The organism is Corynebacterium auris (assembly GCF_030408575.1).
GTDB lineage: Bacteria > Actinomycetota > Actinomycetes > Mycobacteriales > Mycobacteriaceae > Corynebacterium > Corynebacterium auris.
The window spans coordinates 2,186,787-2,209,351 of sequence record NZ_CP047047.1 but is presented as its reverse complement, the minus strand read 5'-3'; the positions used below and the strand labels follow the sequence as shown (position 1 = coordinate 2,209,351).

At 65.3% G+C, this 22,565-nt stretch carries 17 protein-coding genes and 1 pseudogene; 11 read left to right on the top strand and 7 right to left on the bottom strand.

The window, feature by feature from the left end:
• Positions 1-24: 24 nt before the first annotated feature.
• The 3 genes from pks13 (at position 25) to CAURIS_RS10480 (ending at position 8,383) form a co-directional block, all read left to right on the top strand.
• Positions 25-4,755 (top strand): polyketide synthase Pks13, encoded by a 4,731-nt coding sequence (gene pks13, locus CAURIS_RS10490; protein WP_290342008.1) that lies wholly within the window; start codon positions 25-27, stop codon positions 4,753-4,755.
• Positions 4,739-6,280: an acyl-CoA carboxylase subunit beta gene (locus tag CAURIS_RS10485; protein ID WP_019194796.1), complete on the top strand. Its 1,542-nt coding sequence runs from the start codon at positions 4,739-4,741 to the stop codon at positions 6,278-6,280. Before pks13 ends, CAURIS_RS10485 begins: the two co-directional genes overlap by 17 nt.
• Before the next feature lie 858 nt (positions 6,281-7,138).
• Positions 7,139-8,383 carry an HNH endonuclease signature motif containing protein gene (locus tag CAURIS_RS10480; protein ID WP_290342007.1) on the top strand — a complete coding sequence of 415 codons (1,245 nt, stop codon included), beginning with the start codon at positions 7,139-7,141 and terminating at the stop codon, positions 8,381-8,383.
• Here the strand turns inward: CAURIS_RS10480 and CAURIS_RS10475 are convergent.
• From CAURIS_RS10475 to trmB, 5 genes are read right to left on the bottom strand one after another with little or no spacing between them, the layout of a single operon-like run.
• Positions 8,380-8,727: a DUF3054 domain-containing protein gene (locus tag CAURIS_RS10475; RefSeq protein ID WP_290342006.1), complete on the bottom strand. Its 348-nt coding sequence runs from the start codon at positions 8,725-8,727 to the stop codon at positions 8,380-8,382. The two genes, CAURIS_RS10480 and CAURIS_RS10475, sit on opposite strands and share 4 nt — an antisense overlap.
• A 10-nt stretch (positions 8,728-8,737) precedes the next feature.
• On the bottom strand, positions 8,738-9,745 hold the full coding sequence (locus CAURIS_RS10470) for a lysylphosphatidylglycerol synthase transmembrane domain-containing protein (protein ID WP_290342005.1): 1,008 nt from the start codon (positions 9,743-9,745) through the stop codon (positions 8,738-8,740).
• Positions 9,746-12,049: an MMPL family transporter gene (locus CAURIS_RS10465; protein ID WP_290342004.1), complete on the bottom strand. Its 2,304-nt coding sequence runs from the start codon at positions 12,047-12,049 to the stop codon at positions 9,746-9,748. It lies immediately after the preceding gene.
• 9 nt (positions 12,050-12,058) lie between these two features.
• A complete protein-coding gene (locus tag CAURIS_RS10460) occupies positions 12,059-12,742 on the bottom strand; it encodes an NYN domain-containing protein (protein WP_290342002.1) in 684 nt (227 codons plus the stop codon).
• A gap of 4 nt (positions 12,743-12,746) precedes the next feature.
• Positions 12,747-13,517 (bottom strand): tRNA (guanosine(46)-N7)-methyltransferase TrmB, encoded by a 771-nt coding sequence (trmB, locus tag CAURIS_RS10455; RefSeq protein WP_290342000.1) that lies wholly within the window; start codon positions 13,515-13,517, stop codon positions 12,747-12,749.
• Positions 13,518-13,942: 425 nt separating this feature from the next.
• Between trmB and CAURIS_RS10450 the strand changes: the two genes are divergently transcribed.
• Positions 13,943-15,769 (top strand): phosphoenolpyruvate carboxykinase (GTP), encoded by a 1,827-nt coding sequence (locus CAURIS_RS10450; RefSeq protein ID WP_290341999.1) that lies wholly within the window; start codon positions 13,943-13,945, stop codon positions 15,767-15,769.
• On the opposite strand, the gene CAURIS_RS11720 is transcribed toward CAURIS_RS10450, so the two are convergent.
• Complete coding sequence (locus CAURIS_RS11720; RefSeq protein WP_435384007.1) at positions 15,766-15,927, bottom strand: integrase core domain-containing protein; 162 nt, start codon at positions 15,925-15,927, stop codon at positions 15,766-15,768. The genes CAURIS_RS10450 and CAURIS_RS11720 overlap by 4 nt on opposite strands.
• Before the next feature lie 53 nt (positions 15,928-15,980).
• Between CAURIS_RS11720 and CAURIS_RS11715 the strand changes: the two genes are divergently transcribed.
• The 6 genes and pseudogenes from CAURIS_RS11715 to CAURIS_RS10415 all read left to right on the top strand — a co-directional run bounded on the left by CAURIS_RS11715 (position 15,981) and on the right by CAURIS_RS10415 (position 21,390).
• Complete coding sequence (locus CAURIS_RS11715; RefSeq protein ID WP_435384006.1) at positions 15,981-16,163, top strand: hypothetical protein; 183 nt, start codon at positions 15,981-15,983, stop codon at positions 16,161-16,163.
• A 78-nt stretch (positions 16,164-16,241) separates the two neighbouring features.
• Entirely contained in the window at positions 16,242-17,492 is a 1,251-nt protein-coding gene (locus CAURIS_RS10440) for an IS256 family transposase (RefSeq protein ID WP_353959236.1), read from the top strand.
• A gap of 255 nt (positions 17,493-17,747) precedes the next feature.
• A pseudogene (istA, locus tag CAURIS_RS11710) lies at positions 17,748-19,224 on the top strand (IS21 family transposase).
• A 1-nt stretch (position 19,225) separates the two neighbouring features.
• Complete coding sequence (gene istB, locus CAURIS_RS10425) at positions 19,226-19,966, top strand: IS21-like element helper ATPase IstB (RefSeq protein WP_290341995.1); 741 nt, start codon at positions 19,226-19,228, stop codon at positions 19,964-19,966.
• A gap of 149 nt (positions 19,967-20,115) precedes the next feature.
• On the top strand, positions 20,116-20,622 hold the full coding sequence (locus CAURIS_RS10420) for a hypothetical protein (RefSeq protein ID WP_290341994.1): 507 nt from the start codon (positions 20,116-20,118) through the stop codon (positions 20,620-20,622).
• 3 nt (positions 20,623-20,625) lie between these two features.
• On the top strand, positions 20,626-21,390 hold the full coding sequence (locus tag CAURIS_RS10415; RefSeq protein WP_290341993.1) for an ATP-binding protein: 765 nt from the start codon (positions 20,626-20,628) through the stop codon (positions 21,388-21,390).
• 65 nt (positions 21,391-21,455) lie between these two features.
• Here the strand turns inward: CAURIS_RS10415 and CAURIS_RS10410 are convergent, their stop codons facing one another.
• On the bottom strand, positions 21,456-22,025 hold the full coding sequence (locus tag CAURIS_RS10410) for a helix-turn-helix domain-containing protein (protein WP_290341992.1): 570 nt from the start codon (positions 22,023-22,025) through the stop codon (positions 21,456-21,458).
• 99 nt (positions 22,026-22,124) lie between these two features.
• Between CAURIS_RS10410 and CAURIS_RS10405 the strand changes: the two genes are divergently transcribed.
• The gene (locus tag CAURIS_RS10405; protein ID WP_290341991.1) at positions 22,125-22,556 is read left to right on the top strand and encodes an integrase core domain-containing protein; all 432 of its coding nucleotides are present in this window, start codon (positions 22,125-22,127) and stop codon (positions 22,554-22,556) included.
• Positions 22,557-22,565: the final 9 nt, after the last annotated feature.

Genomic DNA, 22,565 nt, shown 5'->3' with positions numbered 1-22,565 from the left:
CCACCGTCAGCGATATGGAGTGCTATGAATGAAAACGAGCTGAGCGCATGGCTGCAAACGTGGGTGGCCCGGGCCGTCGGCCTTGAGGTCGGCGAGGTCGACCCCACGAAGCCGCTGGAATCATTCGGCTTGTCTTCCCGCGACGCCGTCATCATGTCCGGCGAGCTGGAGAACCTGCTCGGCCGGCGCGTCGACCCGACCGTCGCCTACCAGTACCCGACAATCGCCGCGCTCGCGGCGGCGCTGACGGCGCCGAAGGAGGAGAAGCGCCCGGCGGTGCGTCGTCAAGCAAGCTTCTCCCCGGGGACCCACGACATCGCGATCATTGGCTCGGCCGGCCGCTTCCCCGGCGCCGAGAACAACGAGGAGTTCTGGCAGGTGCTTATCGACGCCCGATCGACCACCGGGCCCCTGCCGGAGAAGCGCTGGTCGGAGTACGCGGGCGACCCCGTCGTGCGCTCGAAAATGGCGGAGGAGAACACCGACGGCGGCTACCTGTCGGACATCGAGAGCTTTGACAACGAGTTCTTCGGCCTGAGCCCGCTGGAAGCGGTGAACATGGACCCGCAGCAGCGCGTCATGCTGGAGCTGGCGTGGGAGGCGCTCGAGGACGCGCACCTGCCCGCCAGCTCGCTGCGCGGCGAGCCCGTCGGCGTGTTCGTGGGCTCCTCCAACAACGACTACGGCATGCTCATCGCGGCGGACCCCTCGCAGGCGCACCCGTACGCGCTGACGGGATCGTCGAGCGCGATCATCCCGAACCGCATCTCCTATGCCTTCGACTTCCGCGGCCCCTCGGTCAACGTGGACACGGCGTGCTCGTCCTCCCTGGTCTCCGTGCACCAGGCGGTGCGCGCGCTGCGCGACGGCGAGGCCGACGTGGCGCTGGCCGGCGGAGTGAACATCATGGCGAACCCCTTCGCCTCCTTGATGTTCGCGGAGCTCGGGGTCATCTCGCCGACGAGCAACATCCACGCCTTCTCCGAGGACGCCGACGGCATCGTCCGCTCGGAGGCGGCCGGCTTCGTCGTGCTCAAGCGCGTGGACGACGCCCTACGCGACGGCGACACCGTCCTCGCCGTGATCAAGGGCTCCGCCACGAACTCGGATGGCCATTCCAACGGCCTGACCGCCCCGAACCCCGAGGCGCAGGTGGACGTGCTCGAGCGCGCCTACGCGGACGCGGGCATCGACCCGGCCGAGGTGGACCTCGTCGAGGCGCACGGCACCGGCACCCTGCTCGGCGACCCGATCGAAGCGACGGCCCTGGGCACGGTGCTCGGACGCGGCCGCGACGGCGCCAGCCCGCTGCTGCTCGGCTCCGCGAAGTCGAACATCGGGCACTCTGAATCCGCCGCGGGCGTGGTCGCGCTGATCAAGGTGCTCGAGGCGCTCAAGCACGACACGATCCCGGCCTCCGTGAACTATGTCGGGCCGAACAAGTACGTCGACTTCGACGCGCAGCACATCGAGGTGGTGGAGGACCCGCGCGAGTGGCCACGGTACTCGGGCCGCCGCGTCGCGGGCGTGTCGGGCTTCGGCTTCGGCGGCACGAACGCCCACGTGGTGCTCGCGGACCTGGACCCGGCCGAGTACGACACCGACGCGGCCGCCACGCCCGCCGAGCTGCTCGGCGCGGGCGCCGTGGGGCTGCCGGTGTCGGGCCTTTTGCCCTCGCGCCGCGCCGCGGCTGCCGCCGAGCTCGCCGACTTTTTCGAGGGGCGCCCGGACGCGGACCTGCAGCCGGTGGCCCGCTCGCTGGCCACGCGAAACCACGGCCGCAGCGCCGCCGTCGTCCAGGCGGCGACCGTCGAGGAGGCGGTGAAGAAGCTGCGCCAGGTCGCCGAGGGCAAGCTCGCCCCCGGCATCAGCGTGGCCGACGCGCCCGCCGCGATGGGCCCCGTCTTCGTCTACTCCGGCTTCGGCTCGCAGCACCGCAAGATGGCGAAGCGGCTGCTGGAGACCTCGCCGCTGTTCCGCCGCCGCATGGAGGAACTCGACGAGTACGTGCAGTTCGAGGCGGGCTGGTCGATGCTCGAGATCATCCGCGACGACGAGCAGACCTACGACACCCTGACCGGCCAAGTCACCATCACCGCCATCCAGATCGCGCAGACGGACCTGCTGGCCTCCCTGGGCATCACGCCCGCCGCGACCATGGGCATGTCCATGGGGGAGATGGGCGCCGCCTACGGCGCGGGCGGGATCACCGCGCGCGACGCCATCCTCATCGCCTGCCACCGCGCCCGCCTCATGAGCGAGGGCGAGGAGATGATCGCCGGCACCGCCCAGGAGGGCGCGATGGCGGTCGTTGAGCTCAGCCGCGAGGAGCTGAGCGAGTTCGTCGACGCCCACCCCGAGGCGCGGGGCGCGGAGCCCGCCGTCTACGCCGGGCCCGGCATGACCACCATCGGCGGCCCCGCGACGGCGGTCGAGTTCGTCGTCGCCGAGCTGGAGAAACAGGAGAAGTTCGCGCGCACGCTCAACGTGCGCGGCGCGGGCCACACCAGCATGCTCGACCCCATCATGGGCGACCTGGCCGGCGAGCTCGCCGGCCTCGAGCCGCGCCCGCTTGCCGTCCCGCTCTACAGCTCCGTCGACCGCGGCGCGGTCTACCGGGTGGGCGAGGTGGTGCACGACGCGGAGTACTTCCTGCGCATGACCCGACAGTCCGTCTTCTTCCAGGACGCCACCGAGGCGGCCCTTGCCGCCGGGCACAGCACCTTCGTCGAAATCGCCCCGAACCCGGTTGCGGTGATGGGCATGATGAACACCGCCTTCGGCGCGGGCAAGCCCGACACGCAGCTTCTGTTCACCGCGAAGCGCAAGGTCGACGAGGTGGCCAGCCTGCTCGACCTGGCCGCGAAGCTCTACGTCCAGGGCGTCGACGTCGACTTCCGGGGCTTCTACGGTCCCGGCCGGGTGCTCGACGCCCCGCCCACCCCCTTCAAGCGCAACCGGCTGTGGACGAAGGCGCGGCCGTCCTCCGCCTCGACCTCCCTGCTGGGGGCGAAGGTGACGCTGCCGGACGCGACCGTCGCGTACTCCATCCAGGCGGACCAGGTGTTCAGCCCGCACCAGCTCGTTGAGTCGGTCGCCGAGGAGATCGCCCCCGGCTCGCGCGTGGTGGCTACGGAGGAATCGGGCTACCTGCCGCCGGACGGCGAGCTGACCACCATCGTCGCCACCTCGCTGGGCGGGGTGAGCATCAAGGTCTACGACGGCTCCGAGCTTGTGGTGGAGGGCTTTGCCACCTCCCTCGACCTGGGTGAAACCCGCGGGTTGCAGGGCGTGGCGGAGGTAAAGCCCTCGCCCTCGCCGACGGCGCCCGATGAGGGCGTCGAGGCCGTGCGCTGGGACCCGCACAGCGGCGAGACGGTGCGCGAGCGCCTGCGCGCGATCGTGTCCGAGTCGATGGGCTACGACGCCGAGGATCTGCCGGACGAGCTGCCGCTCATCGACCTCGGCCTCGACTCCCTCATGGGCATGCGCATCAAGAACAGGGTGGAAAACGACTTCCAGATTCCCCCGCTCCAGGTGCAGGCGCTTCGCGACGCCTCCGTCGCCGACGTCATCAGCATGGTCGAAGACGCCGTGGCGGGCCGCCCCGACGCGCCGCAGCCGCTACCGTACAACTCCGAGACCCGCACCCCGGCGGCCGCCGCGACGAAGGCCCAGGGCGTGGGCGTCGCCCCGCGCGACGCGGCGGAGCGCCTTGTCTTCGCCACCTGGGCGAACTACGTCGGCGCCGCCGCGGCGGGCGTCACCTCGGAGCTCCCGCAGATCACCGAGGAGCAGGCCGAACACATCGCCGCGCGCCTGAGCGAGCGTGCCGGGGTGGAGATCACCGCGGCGTTTGTTCGGGGCGTCGATACGCTCGAGCCCCTCGCCAACGAGGTGCGCGAGGGCCTAGAGACCCCCGTCGAGGGCAACTTCCGCGTGCTGCGTGAGCGCACGGAGGGGATGGACGCCCCGAGCGTGTTCGTGTTCCACCCGGCGGGCGGCTCGAGCATCGTGTACGAGCCGCTGGCCCGCCGGCTCGGCGAGGACGTCCCCGTTTACGGAGTAGAGCGACTGGAAGGATCCCTCGAGGAGCGCGCGGAGGCGTACCTGGAGGACATCGAGCGGCTTGCCGCGGGCCGCCCCGTGGTCCTCGCCGGGTGGTCCTTCGGCGGCGCGCTGGCCTACGAGGTCGCCGAGCGCCTCGGCGACGACAAGGTCGCCTTCATCGCGCTTCTGGATACCACCCAACCCTCCGAACCCACCCCGAACACGCCGGAGGAGACGCGCGCCCGCTGGGAGCGCTACGCAGCCTTTGCCAAGGACGCCTACGGCCTGGATTTCCCGGTGCCCTACGAGCTGCTCGACTCGGCTGGCGAGGAGGCTGTGCTGAACATGCTCGGCGAGTTCCTGGCCACGACCGACGCCTCCGAGCACGGCCTCGCCGCCGGCGTGCTGGAGCACCAGCGGGCCTCCTTCGTGGACAACCAGATCCTGGCCAACCTCGACTTCGGCCGGTGGGCCGCGGTGTCCGTGCCCGTGCTGCTGTTCCGCTCGGAGCGCATGCACGACGGGGCAATCATGCTCGAGCCCGCCTACGCGCACATTGACGACGACGGCGGGTGGGGCGCTATCGTGGATGACCTCACCATTGTCCACCTGCCGGGCGACCACCTCGCGGTCGTGGACGAGCCGGCGGTGGGCATCGTTGGCAAGCACATGAACGAATGGATTGACAATGTCGACAGCCTCTAAGCTCGCTGATCTGCGCGCGCGGCTGGAAAAGGCCCAGGACCCCGGGTCGGAACGGGCGCGCAAGCGCCGCGACGACGCCGGGCAGACCACCCCGCGCGAACGCATCCACGCGCTCCTCGACGAGGGCTCCTTCGTCGAGATCGGCGCCCTCGCCCGCACCCCAGGCGACCCCGACGCCGTGTACTCCGACGGCGTGGTCACCGGCTACGGCCGCGTCGACGGGCGGCCCGTGGCCATCTACGCTCACGATAAGACCGTGTACGGCGGTTCCGTCGGCGTGACCTTCGGACGCAAGGTGACCGAGGTGATGGAGATGGCCATCAAGGTCGGCTGCCCCGTCATCGGCATCCAGGACTCCGGCGGCGCCCGCATCCAGGACGCGGTGACCTCGCTGGCCATGTACTCCGAGATCGCCCGCCGCCAGCTGCCACTGTCGGGGCGCTCCCCGCAGATCTCCATCATGCTGGGCAAGTCCGCCGGCGGCGCGGTGTACGCCCCCGTGACCACCGACTTCGTCGTCGCCGTCGACGGGCAGTCCGAGATGTACGTGACCGGCCCGAACGTCATCCGCGAGGTCACCGGCGAGGACATCTCGTCCGCCGAGCTCGGCGGAGCGCGCATCCAGGAGCAGTCCGGCAACATCCAGGCCGTTGTCGCCACCGAGGAGGAGGCCTTCGACTACGTCCGCGACCTGCTCGCCCTCCTGCCCACCTCGGCCTTCGACGACAGCCCCGTCGCCTGGGCGCCCGCCGACGAGGACCTCGACGATTCCGAGCTGGACACGTTCATGCCGGACGACACCAACGCCGGCTACGACATGCGTGAACTGCTCGCCCAGCTCGGCGACGACGACGACCTCGTCGAGATCCAAGCCAACTACGCCGAGAACATCATCTGCGCCTTCGGGCGTATCGACGGCCGAACCGTCGGCTTCGTGGCCAACAACCCGATGCACTACGCCGGCTGCATCGACGCCGACGCCGCCGACAAGGGCGCCCGCTTCGTGCGCACCTGCGATGTGTACAACATCCCGCTCGTCTACGTGGTGGACACACCCGGCTACCTCCCCGGCGTGGACCAGGAGCGGCAGGGCCTCATTCACCGCGGCGCCAAATTCGCCTTTGCCAGCGTCGAGGCCACCGTCCCCAAGGTGGCCCTCATCGTGCGCAAGGCCTACGGCGGCGCCTACGCCGTCATGGGCTCAAAGAACCTCGCCGGCGACATCAACCTGGCGTGGCCCACCGCGCAGATCGCGGTCATGGGCTCCGCCGCTGCGGTCGTGATGATCCAGGGCAAGCAGCTCGACGCCATCGAGGACCCCGCCCAGCGCGAGGCGATGAAGAAGATGTTCATGGACTTCTACGACGAGACCATGACCTCTCCCTACGTCGCCGCTGAGCGCGGCTACATCGACGCGATGATTCAGCCCTCGGAAACGCGCCTCGCGCTGCGCCGAGCTCTGCGTCAGCTGTCTACCAAGTACGACGCTGACCTGCCGAAAAAGCACACGATCTCGCCGCTGTAACGTTTCGGTTACGTCACACGTTAGACTCCTCTAGAAGTCATCGTTCCCAAGAAAGGTTCCGAAACCTATGCTCTCCAGCGCTTTCGACATCGCCGGCGACCTGATCAACTACCTCGTGTGGACCTTCAAGGCCCTCTCCAGCGGCAACCCGCTGTTCAACCTCGGTTCCAGCTTCCCGCGCTAGAAGTTGCGCCTGCGGCACTCACCCCCCCCCCCAGTGGGTGGGTGCCGTTTTTTGTAATTGCGTGGGCATATTCGGTGGAGTCGTGTGTGGGGTATGCATTGCATAGTCGGGGCGCTTGGGGGCTTCGGGGCCGGGGTGTATGCATTGCATAGTCGTGGCGCTCGCCGGCTGGGCGTTGATCCGTATGCATTGCATAGTCGGGCGCTCGCCGGCTGGGGGCTGATCGGTATACATTGCATAGTTTCGGGCCCGTCCGCTTCGGGGCCGAGGTGTATGCATTGCATAGTTGGGGCGGTCGGGGGCTGATCCGTATGCATTGCATAGTTTCGGCGCTCGCCGGCTGGGCGTTGATCCGTATGCATTGCATAGTTTCGGCGCTCGGCGGCTGGGCGTTGATCCGTATGCATTGCATAGTTTCGGCGCTCGGCGCCCGTGGGCTGATCGGTATGCATTGCATAGTTGGGGCGCTCGCCGGCTGGGCGTTGATCCGTATGCATTGCATAGTTGCGGCGCTCGACGCTCGGGCGCTGATCGGTACGCATTGCATAATCCGTTGCATTCAAACACGCGCGCTATGCAAACGTCAAAAAGCTGCATTTAGCCAGCTCAACCCACATGTCCGACGCGTTGTTATACTGTCAATCAAACACACGATCGACACGCTTGGGGGAGCAATGGACACACCACCAACCACCGTCAGCAGGGACAGCGCACCCTTACATATCGCACACACCATCGAAAAAGGGTTCGGCATATTCTCGCGCCGCAAGGCGCAGATACTCTACGCCATCGCACTATTCGACGTCCTCGAGCTCGCCCCCCAGTTTGGCGCACAAACGACCGCATTATGGCTGGTCAGGACTATCGCGGTACCGAACTCCACCGCCCACGAGTACGTCAGGGTTGCCCGCGCAATGCTGCGCTTCGAGGTGATGGCACAAGCATTCTTGGAGGGGAGAACAAACTACTCCAAGGTCAGACTGATACTGCCGCTGCTTACAAAGGACAACGAGGCTGAACTGGTGGAGCTGGCCTGCACCGTGACGTTCCACGAGTTGGAGATCGCGCTGCTGCAATTCCGCCAGCCAGCAAAGAAAGCGACGAGGACGTCCTACGTGCGTCTAAAAGCCGCGCCGGATGGGCGTATAAAGCTGTGGGCGGATTTCAACGCGGCGGAAGGCGCGCGTGTGATGGCGGCGATGAAGGTCGGGGAACTCGCCTGGCACGACGTGGACTGGACATCCTTAGCAGGCAACGACGGGACGGTGGATCCGGAGCGTATCGACGCTGAAATAGACCGCCAAGATGAAAAAACACGCGGCTGCTCCGGTTTCGGCCTGCCCATCGGGGAAGTGCTGGTCAGCGCGTTTATGGGCATGGTGAACATGACGTTGTCGCGGCCGCGTAACCCGTTGCGCGCACCGGGGGCGCACGTCAACGTCGTCATGACCACCGACGGCAAGGCCTACCTGCCCTACAATCCTGGTGCGCCCTCGGAGGCGGTGAAAAACTTCCTCGCCAACGCCCACTACCGAATCAACAGGGTCGACGAGACAGGGCTGGTGCTCAACAGCGGGCGCGCGTTTCGCCTTGCCTCCGACGCCCAGGTCAACGCGCTGATGCTCATGTGGCGTCACCAGTGCGCGATGCCCGGGTGTAGTCACACGCGTTTTATGGAAATGCACCATGTCCGTGACTGGGCTGATGGCGGGCCGACGGATCTGGACAACTTGTTGCCGTTGTGTTCGGCGTGCCACAGCCTTGTTAGCGACAACTACATCACGATTTTGCGCGACGGTGGGGACTTTCATTTCCTGGGCCCGGGTGGGGTGCGCTACGTCAGCACAGACCGCGGGCTGCCGGTGCGCAACGACGACGCTCGGACGCTGGAGGAGTTCAACGAGCTCAGCTGGGTCTAGCGGCGCCTCGACACGGCGAGCTTCGCGATGCCGCGCCAGCCGAGCATGAGCAGGGCGGAGGTGGCACCGGCGACGACAACGAAGGACCAGTGAGGCAGCTTGTCACGGTAGAAACCCCAAATGATCAGGCCGACGACAAGGGTGATCAGCCAAATCAACCACCCCGTGTTGCGCCGCACCGCAAGCCACGCAAGGGCCAGGCCGACGCCGAAGGGAACAAAGGTCTCGAGCCAACCAAGGAACGTGAACGGCATCTCTTCAGTTTGGTGGGCAGCGCGGGCGAGGAGGGCAAAGGCGGCGATGGCGACGAAATCGGCGGCGATGGCGTAGGGCTTGTGCAACATGACAGGAAGCCTAGCGCTCGGGGGTAGCGGGAGCGCCTAGGACGTAGCCCCGCCCCGCGTAGAAGATGAAGTAGTACACCCAGCCGATGGCGGTGATCAATACGAAGGAGATCAGGCGATAGAGGAGGGTGATGGCGGTGGCGTCGCCAAGCGAGAAGCCCCCGGCGGCGAGGACGCCGACACCGACGGCGTCGACGGTGCCCACGCCGCCGGGGGTGACTTGGGCCGTGCCGGCGAGTTTGGTCATGACGAACGCGAGCATGACGGAGCGCAGAGCTGGGTCGTCGGTGATGGCCAGGGCGGCGAAGTAATACGTGGCCGCGTCGAGGACGCGGTTGAGCAGTGACAGAACGGCCGAGGAGGCGAAGGCACCCGTGGACATGCGAACGGCGGCGATCTGGCCAACGACGTCGGCGACGGGACGTTCGATCCGGCCGGGCAGGTGCCGTACCGCGCGCTGCATGGTGTTCGGGTTGCGGGCCACCCAATACAGGGCCAGGGCAACGCCGACGGACGCGGCGAGGGACGCGGCGAGCGCAGGCAGGGAGAGGTCGGCGCCCAACACGGCGACCGAGAGGACGCCGATGGCCACCAGCCACACCGTGGACAGGGCGCTGGAGATCACGATGAACCAGCCGCACAGCCCCACCGAGGCGCCCCACGAGCGATGCACGTTGAAGGTGAACCAGGCGGAGATCGCGGGGCCCCCGGGGACGGTGGTGGACCACGCGTTGGATGCCAGAGACAAGCGGTTGCAGGGCGGGAAGCCGACGATGTGGCCCTGGCTGTTGAGCAGCACCTGGCGCACCCCGGACATGGCCACGATGGAGACGTAGGCGACGACGACGGCGGCGACGACGGGGCCCACGCTCGCCCGCGCGAGCGCGTCCCACGCCTCGCCGAGGAAGGGAAGCTGGTCGCGAAGAAAGAACAACGCGAGGACGAGGGCGACGAGGGGCAGAAGCCACCGCGCCCACTTCGCTGCCCGTTCGCGGGCGGTGGTGGCGGGGGTGGCCATCTACCGCTCCAGCTCGCGTGGGCCTTGCTCGGAAAGACGGCGCATGAGCTCGTCGAAGGGCACGAGGGAGGAGTCCTCGTCGATGCTGCGCCCGCCGCGGACCGGCAGGGTGTCGGGGATGGTGTCTGCGATGGCGATCTCGCCGGTGCGCGGGTAGGACTCCGGCGTCGCGGGGGCGGGCCCGGAGGAGGACTCGCCGAGGGACGAGTAGGCGCGTTTGATCCAGCGCGGCGCCCACCAGTTGTCCTCGCGCAGCAGGTGCATCACGGCGGGCACGAGCAGGAGGCGGATGATGGTGGCGTCGAGGGCCAGCGAGAAGATCATGCCGAAGGCGATGTACTTCATCATGACGATGTCGCTCATCGCAAACGCCGCCGCGACGACGATCATGATCGCGGCGGCGGCGGTGATGATCCCGCCGGTGCGCGCGGTGCCCGCGGCGATGGCCTCGTCCGTCGACGCCCCGTGGTGGCGCGCCTCCACCATGCGCGAGACGAGGAACACCTCGTAGTCCGTCGACAGGCCGTACAGGATGGCCACGATGAGCACGAGCACGGGGCTCATGAGCGGCCCCGGCGTGAAGTTCAGCAGGCCCGCCCCCAGCCCGTCGACGAAGACGGCGGTGAGGAAGCCGAGGGTGGCGCCGATCCCGAGCACGTTCATAATCACGGCCTTCGCAGGCAGGATCAGCGACCCGAACAGCAGCGCCATGAGCACGAACGTGGCCACGACCATGTAGAGGGCCATCCAGGGCAGCCGCTCCAGCAGCGCCTCGATCGACTCGACCTCCATCGCTGGGGTGCCGCCCACGTACAGGTCGACGCCCTCGGGTGCGTCGATGGCACGCAGTTGCGTGACGACGTCCTCCCCGCCGTTTCGGTCCTCCAGCGGCGCGGACAACACCGTGGTGCCGTCCTGGGAGGGGTGGGTCGGTTCGAGCGGGGAGGTCAGGCCGGCGACCTGGCGCGCTTGGAGGACGACGTCGACAAGCTGCTGGTTGTTCGCCCCGGTGACGACGAGCTTGATGGGGTCGGTGCGGAAGGCGGGGAACGTCTCGTTGAAGGTGTCCTGCGCCTGGCGGGTTTCCTGGTCGGGCGGGAGGTAGGACTCGTTGATGCCGCCGAAGCTGATGCCCACCATCGGGATGGTCAGGGCGATGAGCAGGGCGGACACGCCGACGGCGACGCCCTTGGCGTGGCGCATGGCCCAGCGCGGGACCTTGTACCAGACCGTGTCCTCGAGGCGGCGGGCGCGGCGCGACGTGCGGCGCACGGACCACCGGTCGATGTTGTGGCCCAGCATCCCGAACAGAGCGGGCAGGACCGTCACCGAGATGACGGCCGCGAGGACGACGGCGCTGATCGCGCCGTAGGCGACCGACTTGAGGAAGGCCTGCGGGAACATGAGCAGGCCCGACAGGGCGACGCCCACCATGAGCGCCGAGAAGAACACCGTCTTGCCGGCCGTGGTCGTTGTCGCCGCCACGGCCTCCTCGACGTCGACGCCGCGGTCGAGCTCCTCGCGGAAGCGCGAGACCATGAACAGGCCGTAGTCGATGGCCAGGCCCAGGCCGAGCAGGGTGATCACCGACTGGGAGAACACGTTCACCTGCTGCACTGTGGCCAGGATGGACAGCAGCGACAGGGAGCCGAGGATGGAGAGGATGCCCACGATGAGCGGCATCGCGGCGGCGATGACGCCGCCGAAGACGAACAGCAGGATGACGGCGACGAAGATGAGGCCGATGCGTTCGGCGCGGGCGATGTCGTCGGACATGCCGTCGTCGAGCGCGTCCGCGACGGCGGTCGCGCCGGCGATGTGGACGGTGGCGCCGTCGGGCAGCTCGATGCTGCGAAGCGCCGGTTCGATGGTGCGGAAATCCTTGAGCGTCTGCTCCCCGTCGCCGGCGAGGCCGATGGCGGCGAAGGCGCGGGTGCCCTCGGCGTTGACCTGCTGCGGGTTCGGCGAGGAGAAGTAGCTGGCCACCGAGTCGATCTCGGCGGGGAAGCGCTGCTGTAGTTCGGTGATCTGCCGGTTGGCCTCGTCGAAGACGGGGCCGGAGGTGACGCCCGTGGGGGCGTCGACAAGCAGGATGACGTCGCCCGAGTTATCGCGGCCGAAGGTCTCCTCCTCGATGACCGCGGCCGTGGTCGAGTCGGCGTTCGGGTCCTCCCAGCCCTCCTGCGAGAGCCGCTCCGGCAGCTTCGAGCCGAAGAAGACCTGCATGAGGATGATGATGGCGATGACCACCACGGGGATGATCCGGCGGAACCGGTAGGCGATGCGCCCCCACGTATAGAACAAGCGAGCCTCCTACTTGTGGTCGCGGTGGTTGTGCAGCAGCGACGACAGCGGGCGGAACGGCTGCAGCCACGCGCCCTCCTCGGGAAGCTGCTCCAGGTTGACCCGGGGCAGAGGCTCGCGGAACACGCCCGGGATGTCCTCCAGGTCGACGAAGGTGATCTCCTTCGAGCTCACCGCCCACGAGGCGTGCTCGTGGAAGCCGAGGACGATGACCGGCACGCCGGCGGCGATGAGCTCCTCGATCGGGCCGTGGAAGTTCTGCCCGTCGGCGGAGGCGATGACCACGCCGCGCAGCACGCCCTCGGAGCGGCGGCGCTCGATGTGCGCGAGCATGTCCTTGTCCACGTCCGAGTCGTCCTCGCTCTTCGGCTTGGCAAAGACAGCGAAGCCGACGTTGCGCAGCGCCTCCACCCACGGGCGCACCACGTCCGCGCCCTGCGGCGAGATGTTGGTGAACACGGTGGCCTCGGGCTCGACGCGCTCCTCGATCTCCTGAGAACGCGCCTGGGCCTGGGAGATCAGCCAGCGGCCGATGGCGTCGAAACGCGGGCGGTAGGCCGCTGTGGGGCGGCCGCCGAGGATCGCGCCGAGGCCCATGTCCAGGTTCGGTGCGTCCCACACCAGCAGGAAGCTGTTCGGGCCCGGCGTCGCGCCGGGGGAGTAGGGGTGCGTGATTTCGTGCAGGTCCTGCATTGTCTTAGATCCTCTCCCAGAGGTATTCGCGGATAGTGTGGTCCTTGTTCAGGCCTTTGCCCTCGAACTTGGTTATCACCTGGCGGTCCGTGAGCAGCGGCGCCTCCGGCCACGGCCAGCCCCGGTAGGCCAGGCGGGGCTCGACGTCGACCCGCTCGTCGATCCACTCGGCGTAGCCCGCGTGGTCGGTGGCCACGTGGAGCACCCCGCCCGGCGCCAGGCGGGAGGCGATGAGGTTCAGGGTGCCGGACTGGATGATGCGCCGTTTGTGGTGGCGCGCCTTCGGCCAGGGGTCGGGGAAGAAGATGCGCACCCCGGCGAGGGAGGCTTCCGGGATCATGCGGGCGAGAACCTCGACGCCGTCTCCGCGGACCATCCGGATGTTCTCGATGCCGCCGCGCACCACGGCGCCGAGCAGCTTGGCCAGGCCAGGCTTGTACAGCTCGACGGCGATGACGTTGGTGTCCGCCTCGAGGGGGGCCATCGCGGCGGTCGAGGTGCCGGTGCCGGAGCCGATCTCCACGATCGTCGGGTGGCCGGTGCGGCCGAACCAGGCGTCGACGTCAATGGGGTCGTCGCTGAGCACGCGGCCGAGACGCGGCCATTCGGCGTTGAAGAGCGCTTCCTGGTTGTCCGTCAGGGTGCCGCGGCGGAAGGTGACAGAGCCGAGGCGCGGGTAGTCCAAACCGGTGTCGAACTCGGTCTGAAGTGGCCGGCCGTGGGGCAGTTCGCCCACGCCTGGCCGTTCAATTTTAGGGTTATCAGAACTATTCATCACGTTAATTGTCCATATGACGTGGGTAAAGGCAAGTTTCTGGGCACTCTATCGGGCGAGAGAGCTCCCGCGTGGCAGGCCACCCCCCAACGGGGGTAGCAAACGGTCATACGCGGAGGGTTGGACCGCTTGACTCGGGTGGGGGTGGCGATTGGTGCAGCGTAACGGCCATAACTACAGGGCGACAGGCAGACATTGCCACCCCCTCACGGGGGTGAGGCGCCCCGTTATGTGCGTGGTCTGCGTCACCGGTGAGGACCAATCTGGGGTGTGTGTCATGCGCATTTGTGCAAGATGTGCCGCCCTTTCGGCGTTATTCGATAACCTAGGTGCCTACATGTCGCCCACCGGCGATCGCCGGTACCCCCGCGGTCGACAAGGTGAACGTACAACTGAGGATGCACAGCAATCACACAGGAGGGCAGATGGCCACTGCAGTAAAGGGCATGGCGCAGCCCGCGCCGACCGAGAACGAAGAACTCATCGCGTGGGTCAATGAGGCCGTCGAGCTGTTCCAGCCGGAACGCGTCGTGTTCGCGGACGGTTCCCGCGACGAGTGGGACCGCCTGGCGGCCGAGCTCGTGGAGAAGGGCACGCTAACGAAGCTCAACGAAGAGAAACGCCCGAACTCCTTCCTGGCGCGCTCCAACCCGACAGACGTCGCGCGCGTGGAGTCGCGCACGTTCATCGCCACGGAGAAGCAAGAAGACGCCGGCCCGACGAACAACTGGATGAAGCCGGCCGCGCTCAAAGAGGAGATGCTCTCGCACTTCCGCGGGTCGATGAAGGGCCGCACGATGTACGTCGTCCCCTTCTGCATGGGCCCGATCACGGACCCGGACCCCAAACTCGGCGTGCAGCTGACGGACTCCGAGTACGTCGTCATGTCCATGCGCACCATGACGCGCATGGGGCAGGCGGCCCTGGACAAGATCGAGGGCGATAACTTCGTGCACTGCCTCCACTCCGTGGGCGCCCCGCTCGCCGAGGGCGAGGAGGACGTCGCCTGGCCGTGCAACGAGACCAAGTACATCTCCCAGTTCCCGGCGACCAAGGAAATTTGGTCCTTCGGCTCCGGCTACGGCGGCAACGCTATTCTGGCGAAGAAGTGCTACGCCCTGCGCATCGCCTCCGTCATGGCCAAGGAGGAAGGCTGGATGGCGGAGCACATGCTCATCCTCAAGCTCACCTCCCCGGAAGGTAAGAGCTACCACATCGCCGGCGCTTTCCCCTCGGCCTGCGGCAAGACCAACCTGGCCATGATCACCCCGACCCTCGAGGGCTGGTCCGCCGAGGTCGTCGGCGACGACATCGCCTGGCTGCACCTGCGCGACGACGGCCTCTACGCCGTCAACCCGGAAAACGGCTTCTTCGGCGTCGCGCCGGGCACCAACTACGCCTCGAACCCCATCGCGATGCAGACGATGGAGCCGGGCAACACCCTGTTCACGAACGTCGCGCTCACCGACGACGGCGACATCTGGTGGGAGGGCATGGACGGCGACGAGCCGGAACACCTCATCGACTGGCGTGGCGAGGACTGGACGCCGAGCTCCGGCCGCGACGCCGCCCACCCGAACTCGCGCTACTGCGTCCCCATCGAGCAGTGCCCGACCGCGGCCGCGGAGTTCAACGACCCGCAGGGCGTGCGCCTTGACGCGATCCTCTTCGGCGGCCGCCGCGCCGACACAGTCCCGCTGGTGACCCAGGCCTACGACTGGGAACACGGCACCCTGATCGGCGCCATGCTCTCCTCGGGCCAGACCGCCGCCTCCTCCGAGGCGAAGGTGGGCACCCTGCGCCACGACCCGATGGCCATGCTGCCCTTCATGGGCTACGCCGTCGGCGACTACTTCCAGCACTGGCTCGACATGGGCGCCAAGGGCGGCGACCGCATGCCGGCCATCTTCTTGGTCAACTGGTTCCGCCGCGGCGAGGACGGCCGCTTCCTGTGGCCGGGCTTCGGCGAGAATTCGCGCGTGCTCAAGTGGGTCGTCGACCGCATCGAGGGCCGCGTCGGCGCCGACGACACCCTGGTGGGCCACACCGCCCGCGCCGAGGACCTCGACCTGGCGAATCTGGGCACCCCGCTTGACGACGTCAAAGAGGCCCTCTACCCCGACCCCGACCTGTGGATGGAGGACATCGACGACTCCCGCCGCTACCTCGAGGGCCTGGGCCAGCGCGTCCCGCGCGAGCTGTTTGTGCAGCTCGACGCCCTAGAGAAGCGCGCGGAGGAGGCCCGCAGCTAGGTGTGCTTCCCCGTGGCGTTGTGAACGCGTTGTGCGGGGGTGAGGCCGTCGATGGCGGTGTGGGCTCGATGGTAGTTGTACTCGTGGATAAACTCCGCGTGCGTCTGCTGTCGGGCCTTTTCGCTGGTGTACGGGCGGATGTAGGCCCATTCCTGCAAATGAACCGTTCTACTTTGCCGTTGGTCTGCAGCCGGTACGGCTTGGTGTAGACATGCTTAATCGTGCCAAGGCCAGCGTTGAACGCCGTGGAACGGTAGAAGGCTCCATTATCCGTCATCACCCGGGTGACCTCGACGCCGTGAGCGGAAAAGAACGCGCAGGCACGCCGCTTAAACCGGCTGCGGTGTCCTACTTCTCGTCGGCCAGGATTTCCGAGTACACCATGCGCGAATAGTCGTCGATGGCGTGATGCAGGTGAGGGTGTCAGGTGTTTTGTGTGTGAGGCTCTGATCCAGAAGGACTTTCACTGATAATGACTACTGTGTCACCGAAGAAAGGCCATGACCCGAGCAGGGTCAACGAGATCAGCGCGAAGCTGATGGAAAACCCGGAAATCGCCGCACTGATCGGCGAGCTATCAACCTCCGTCGACGATGCCAGCGACCTGGTCAAAGGTCTCCTGCAAGCCTCGATCAACGCGGGTCTGCAGGCGGAAATGGACGCCCTTTTAGGGTACGGACACTCTGATCGCGCGGCGAAAGCCCAGGTAAACCCCTCAAACGGTGGCAATCACCGTAACGGGTCGTACACCAAAACTGTGGGCACCGGCTACGGCCCGGTAGATATCACAGTGCCTCGGGATAGGGCGGGCACGTTTCACCCGGTCATGGTGCCGAAAGGGGCACGTCGGCTGACAGAGCTCGATGACATGATCGTCTCGCTCTACGCCGGCGGAATGACGGTACGCGATATCCAGCACCACCTGGCATCGACCCTGGGGGTGGACATCAGCCCGGATACCATCAGTACCATCACCGATGCGGTCCTCGATGAGGTGATGGTGTGGCAAAACCGTCAGCTCGATGAGTTCTACCCGGTCATTTTCCTCGACGCGCTGCGGGTGAAAATCCGCGACGGTCACCGGGTGGTCAATAAAGCCTGCTACATGGCTGTTGGCATCGACATCGACGGGACCAAACACATCCTGGGCTTGTGGATCGCCGACAATGAAGGGGCTGCATTCTGGGCATCCGTGTGCGCGGACCTGGCGAACCGTGGAGTCAATGATGTGTTCATCGTCTGCTGCGACGGGCTGAAAGGCCTGCCTGAGGCTGTGGAAGCGACCTGGCCGAACTCGATGGTACAAACCTGCATCGTGCACCTGATCCGGGCCGCCAACAGGTGGGTGTCCTACCAGGACCGCAAATCTGTATCCAGCGCGCTGCGGCAGGTCTACACCGCACCGAATCAGGACGCCGCTTGCGCCGCCCTCGATGCCTTCGAAGCCTCGGAACTGGGGCGGAAGTACCCCCAGTCGGTGAAAGTCTGGCGCGACGCGTGGGAGAGGTTTATACCGTTTCTGCAGTTCCCGCCTGCAGCTCGCCGGGTGCTCTACACCACCAATGCCATCGAGTCGCTTAACGCTGAGCTGCGGAAAGCGACCCGCAACCGCGGCCAATTCCCCACGGATGCTGCGGCGTTGAAAACGCTGTGGTTGATGGTCTGCAACATCGAGGACAAACGCGCCGCCCAACGCGCGAAAAAAGCGATGTGTCTGATCTGATGTAGTTGGTCCGGTTCGGCTTGGGAAGTAGGCCGTGTTGGCGGCCTGTTTTGGTCCGTTTCAGCGCGCAAAATTAGGCCACTTCCCCATGTGGCTGTGACTGGTGTGGCCCCTTTTTTTAGATAGGGAAAGGGCCATGCCGATAACGATCCCCCAGTAGGTTTCTGTTCCTGAGAAATGTCCCGCCTTCGTTTATTCGCGAGGTCCGGGACGTGGATGTTTCAGGAAAGGACCAGAAAGTAGATGACGATCAGCATGACCACGGTCGAAACTATCAGGCAGCTCGATGACGAGGGAATGTCCAGACGAGCGATTGCCAAAGCGGTAAACGTGGCGCGGGCCACGGTCGATAAGTACGTCAATCAGGAAGATTTCAGCCCCACTCCGCCGGTGACGGTGCGTAAACCCGGCTCGATCGTGCTGGGTGAGACGCTGTGCGCCGTGATTGATGGTTGGCTTGAAAATGATCAGCGCATGCCGCGAAAGCAGCGCCACACCGCGCGACGCATTTGCGACCGCCTCGTCGACGAGCACGGATATACCGGCTCGTATTCCCCGGTTCAGCGCTACGTCAAGCAGTGGAAACAGGACCACAAATCCCCAGGGGATGGGTTCATGGAGTTGGAATGGTCACCTGGGGTCATCCAGGTCGATTTCGGCCAGGCCGAGGTCGTTATGGCGGGAACTGCTAAGGTGGTGCACCTTTTGGTGGTGACGTTTCCGTACTCGAATATGCGGTTTTGCAGGGCGTTCGCCGGAGAGACCGCTGAGTGCGTTATCACCGGCCTGTTGGACGTCATCGACACCGCCGGCGGGGTGCCGACTGAGATGGTCTTCGACAACGCCACCGCCATTGGGCGACGCTTGGGTCACCAACGTGGTGGAATCCGAACTCTTCGCCGCGTTTAAGGCGCACTATCGGACGAAGGCTCGCTACTGCAACCCGTACTCGGGCCATGAGAAAGGCAACGTGGAAAACGCGGTCGGCTTCATCCGGCGCAACCTGTGTGTGCCTGTGCCTGAAGTAGCCAGCCTGGCGGAGCTAAACGACTATCTCAGCTCCGGGTGCGCCGCGTTTGCCGACCAGATCCACTACAAAAAGTCGGCCACGATCGCGGAGCTATTCCAACAGGATCAGCAAGCGCTCAAAGCGTGCCCGTCGGTGAGGTTTAACCCGGTGCGCTTCGAAGTGCGCCGCACCGATAAGACCGGGGTCGTCACAGTCGGCGGCAATCGCTACCTTGTGGGCCCTGCCTGGGCGGGAAGGCAAGTCACGGTGGAGCTATCGCATGACACCGTCACCGTCTTAGACGACAACACCCGACGCATCGTCGCACTGCCACGAGTCTTCGGCACCACAGAGGAAACGGTGATCAACCCGCTGAGTGTTTTGCCTTCGCTGGCGAAAAAGCCCGGGGCGTGGGCGAACTCACCACTTCGCCGCCACATGCCGGACGCTGTCGTGGGCTATCTCGACGCAGCAGATGCGACAACCCGCAGAGAGTTTTTCACCCACGCCGAAACCACCGCCACAGAATGCGGATTCGACACCACCGTCACCGCTGCCGCGGCACTGCTGGAAACCAACGCGACACCGACCGGGCCACACCTCGGCATCGCCGCACGCTACAGCGCCCCACCACCAACACAGCACGCGCGAGCAAATCTCACCACCTACGATCAGCTGCTCGCCACCAGCACCACCACACCTGATCATGTGGAGGCGACCTAAAATGAGCACCGACACCACCAACAACAAAGACCGCGTGGTGACACTCGGTCGCCAGCTCTACCTCACCACCGCGGTGCTACGCGAATGCGCAGACCATGCCACCCCACGCCAGTGCGACATACTCATTGAGCTGTTCGAAGCTGAACTTGAATCCAGATCCGCATCTAGAGCGCGCCGCCTGATACACCGAGCACGAATCCCGGTACGAAAAACTCTCGACAACTACGACTGGTCCCCGGTAACTCTGCCCGCCGACATCACCCGCGAACACCTCACCACCCTCGACTTCCTCAACGGATGTGAAGACCTCGTCTTCTACGGTGATGTCGGCACCGGCAAAACACACCTCGCCATCGCCCTGGTCACCGCAGCATGTCTCAGAGGCACTCCTGCAAGGTTTTTCACCGCCGCCAGCCTGGTCGACCATCTGCGCAACGCAAAACTTGCCGGCAAACTCGACAAAGAACTCGCAGCCCTCGGCAAAAACGAACTGCTCGTCATCGATGAACTCGGCTACATCCCAATCGACACCGACGGGGCGAGGCTTTTATTCCAAGCCATCGCCGATGCCTACGAACAACGCAGCCTCATCATCACCACCAACCTCGCGTTTTCCCAATGGGGCCACGTCTTCGGCAGCGACGACATGGCAGCCGCCGCAATCGACCGCATCGTCCACCACGGCCGCATGATCACCTTCACCGGCCAGTCCTACCGCATGGCAAACGCCCTCATGAAATAACCCAAAAACCCAGCAACGCCCAAACGGCCCAAAACCACGCCACACCGGCCTAAAAAACCGCGCCGAAACGGCCTACAACAACTTGACAAAACACGAGCGAAGCGGGCAATCGACTGCAACGGCTATATTGAAGGAGCGAAAACCTCAGGGTGGAAACAAGCCATCAACCAACTATCCGTGGCCTACCCAGACCGGTTCGCCAACTACTTGTAAACCAAGCCCCCGCACACAAACAAACGGACACTCTCGAGTACTTCCTGCGCGAAGCCGCCAAAATCGGGCCGGCCACCCGCCAGGTGATTGCCGAGCTCATCGAAGCCAAAGCGATCCCTGCCCAGGCATACCAAGCGTGCCGCAACGTGCTCAACATGGGCAAACACACCAACAAACCAATCCTCGAAGAAGCCTGCAGACGGTTGGTGTCCACCGACGGCGCCAGGCGTGCCGTGTCGTATACCGCGGTGAAAAACATGATAGCCGCCGTGCGCAAAGACACCTCCACACGGCCTACAGGCACTGACCTTTCAACCGATCTGCCAACAAGCAGACCCACCCAAGACGTACCTGCGCCGACAGCGCGTGACACACGCGGCGCCTACCTCGGTGGTGCTGCCCAGTTCAGCCTCGACAACCTCACCAAGAAGGGATCTGCATAACCCATGCCCCACCCACAACCAGCATCAGCATCTGCCCGCTTCCTCGACGAATCAGTCCTGCCGATCTTTACCGACCTGCGCATGACCGCCTTCGGACAAAGCGTCATCGACATCGCCGCCGATCCCGCATTCGACGACTGGAGCTTCTCCGACAAAGTGCTCTACGCACTCGACAAAGAGGTAGCGGCCAAGCGTGAGAGGCGAGTCAACAAACTGCTCAAAGCATCCCGATCGCCAAATCCCGATGCCTGCATCGAAGACATCACTTACACGCCCGGCCGCACCATCAACAAAGAGCAAATCACCCGACTCGCTCACTGCCGATGGTGCCAAAGCGCACAAAACATTGTCATCCTGGGCAAATCCTCCGTCGGCAAGACCTACCTCGCCCAAGCACTGCTCACCGCGGCGTGCCGAAACGACTACTCCGCACGCTTCTTCCGCACCGACACACTCTCCAACCACCTCGCCGTGCTCAAACACGACGACCCAGCCCGCATCACATTCCTCGAAGACCTCCACCACACAGACGTGTTAGTCCTCGACGACTTCCTGACCACCCCAATCGATGCCGCTACCGCACACCAACTGCTCAACATCCTCGCAGAGCACGAACCCCGCGGATCCACCATCGTGACATCCCAGTTCACACCCGACGAGTGGTACAAATCCATCCCGGATGCCGTCATCGCCGAATCCATCCTCAACCGACTCGTCGCCGGCGCCGAAATCATCACACTCGAAGGCACCAACATGCGACTGGCCTAATAACCCCACCAAAACCCCAAAACGCCCGGGTGTTACTCGATACTCACCCGGGCGTTACTCGATACTCACCACACCGTTACTAAACACGTGGTCCTAACAGGCACGGCCTGAAACGATGTCGACAACAAGGCCCACATCCCTGCAACAAGATCTGCGGTCGTGCGTGACGGCAGCACACGCGCGGCCATGAACCTCGAATACGACGCCACCATCACCAGCACCGGAAACGCTACTTTCTTCCCGGTTCCGTCGGGAATCCCGCCGGCGGGGAAAGTCAGGTCACACTGGATTTGCTCACCAGGGCGGTGAATCAGCGTGTCCACCGGGTCCGCCTGCTGATAGTCAGGGCGGATGCGGCGCACATTGTCGCGAAACCATGTGATCGACCCACAGCACCCCACACGCTGCGCGATCACAGTGGCAGGCAACGTCGGGGTCTGTTCCAGCAGGGCACGAACCCGCGGTTCAAACGGGGTGAAGCTGGTCTCGGATCTTGCACGCTTCTTGTACACAGGTGGCGCATCTGAGGCCAGCGCCCTTTCCACCGTCTTTTTCGCGCAGCCTATTTCGGCCGCGATTTTCCTGATCGACAGGCCCTGCCGACGCAGATACCTGATCTCGGCCCACTCTTCCACGGATATCACCCATCCAATCTTGTCGGTGGGCTACTTTTCGACCGTCGTAAGCGGGCTACTTTTCAAGCGTCGCTAACAGATCAGACACACACTCCAAAAGTGGTGCACGCAGATTCCGGCGCCGCGATGATCGCCGGCGCGGTCACCGACGTGTTCCACGCCCACGGGGTTGTTGAATCGCATTCCCGGCCCAGGGTGTCCAACGACAACCCCTATTCAGAAGCGGTGTTCGCGACGATGAAAACCCACGCGAGCTACCCCGGAATATTTACCAGCCTGGACCACGCCAGAGCCTGGTGCGCGTCCTGGATCGAAAGCTACAACACCACGCATCTGCATTCCGGTATTGGTTTCTACAGCCCCGACGAGGTCTACACCGGCACCTGGCAAACACGCCGCCAAGCGCGCCAACACGCGCTAGATGCCCACTACGCTGCCCACCCCGAGCGCTACCGCCGACCACCACAAGCCCCATCCCCCAACCCAATCGTTGGCATCAATCTTCACCACCAACGACTCACAAAAGGTTGACAAATACCG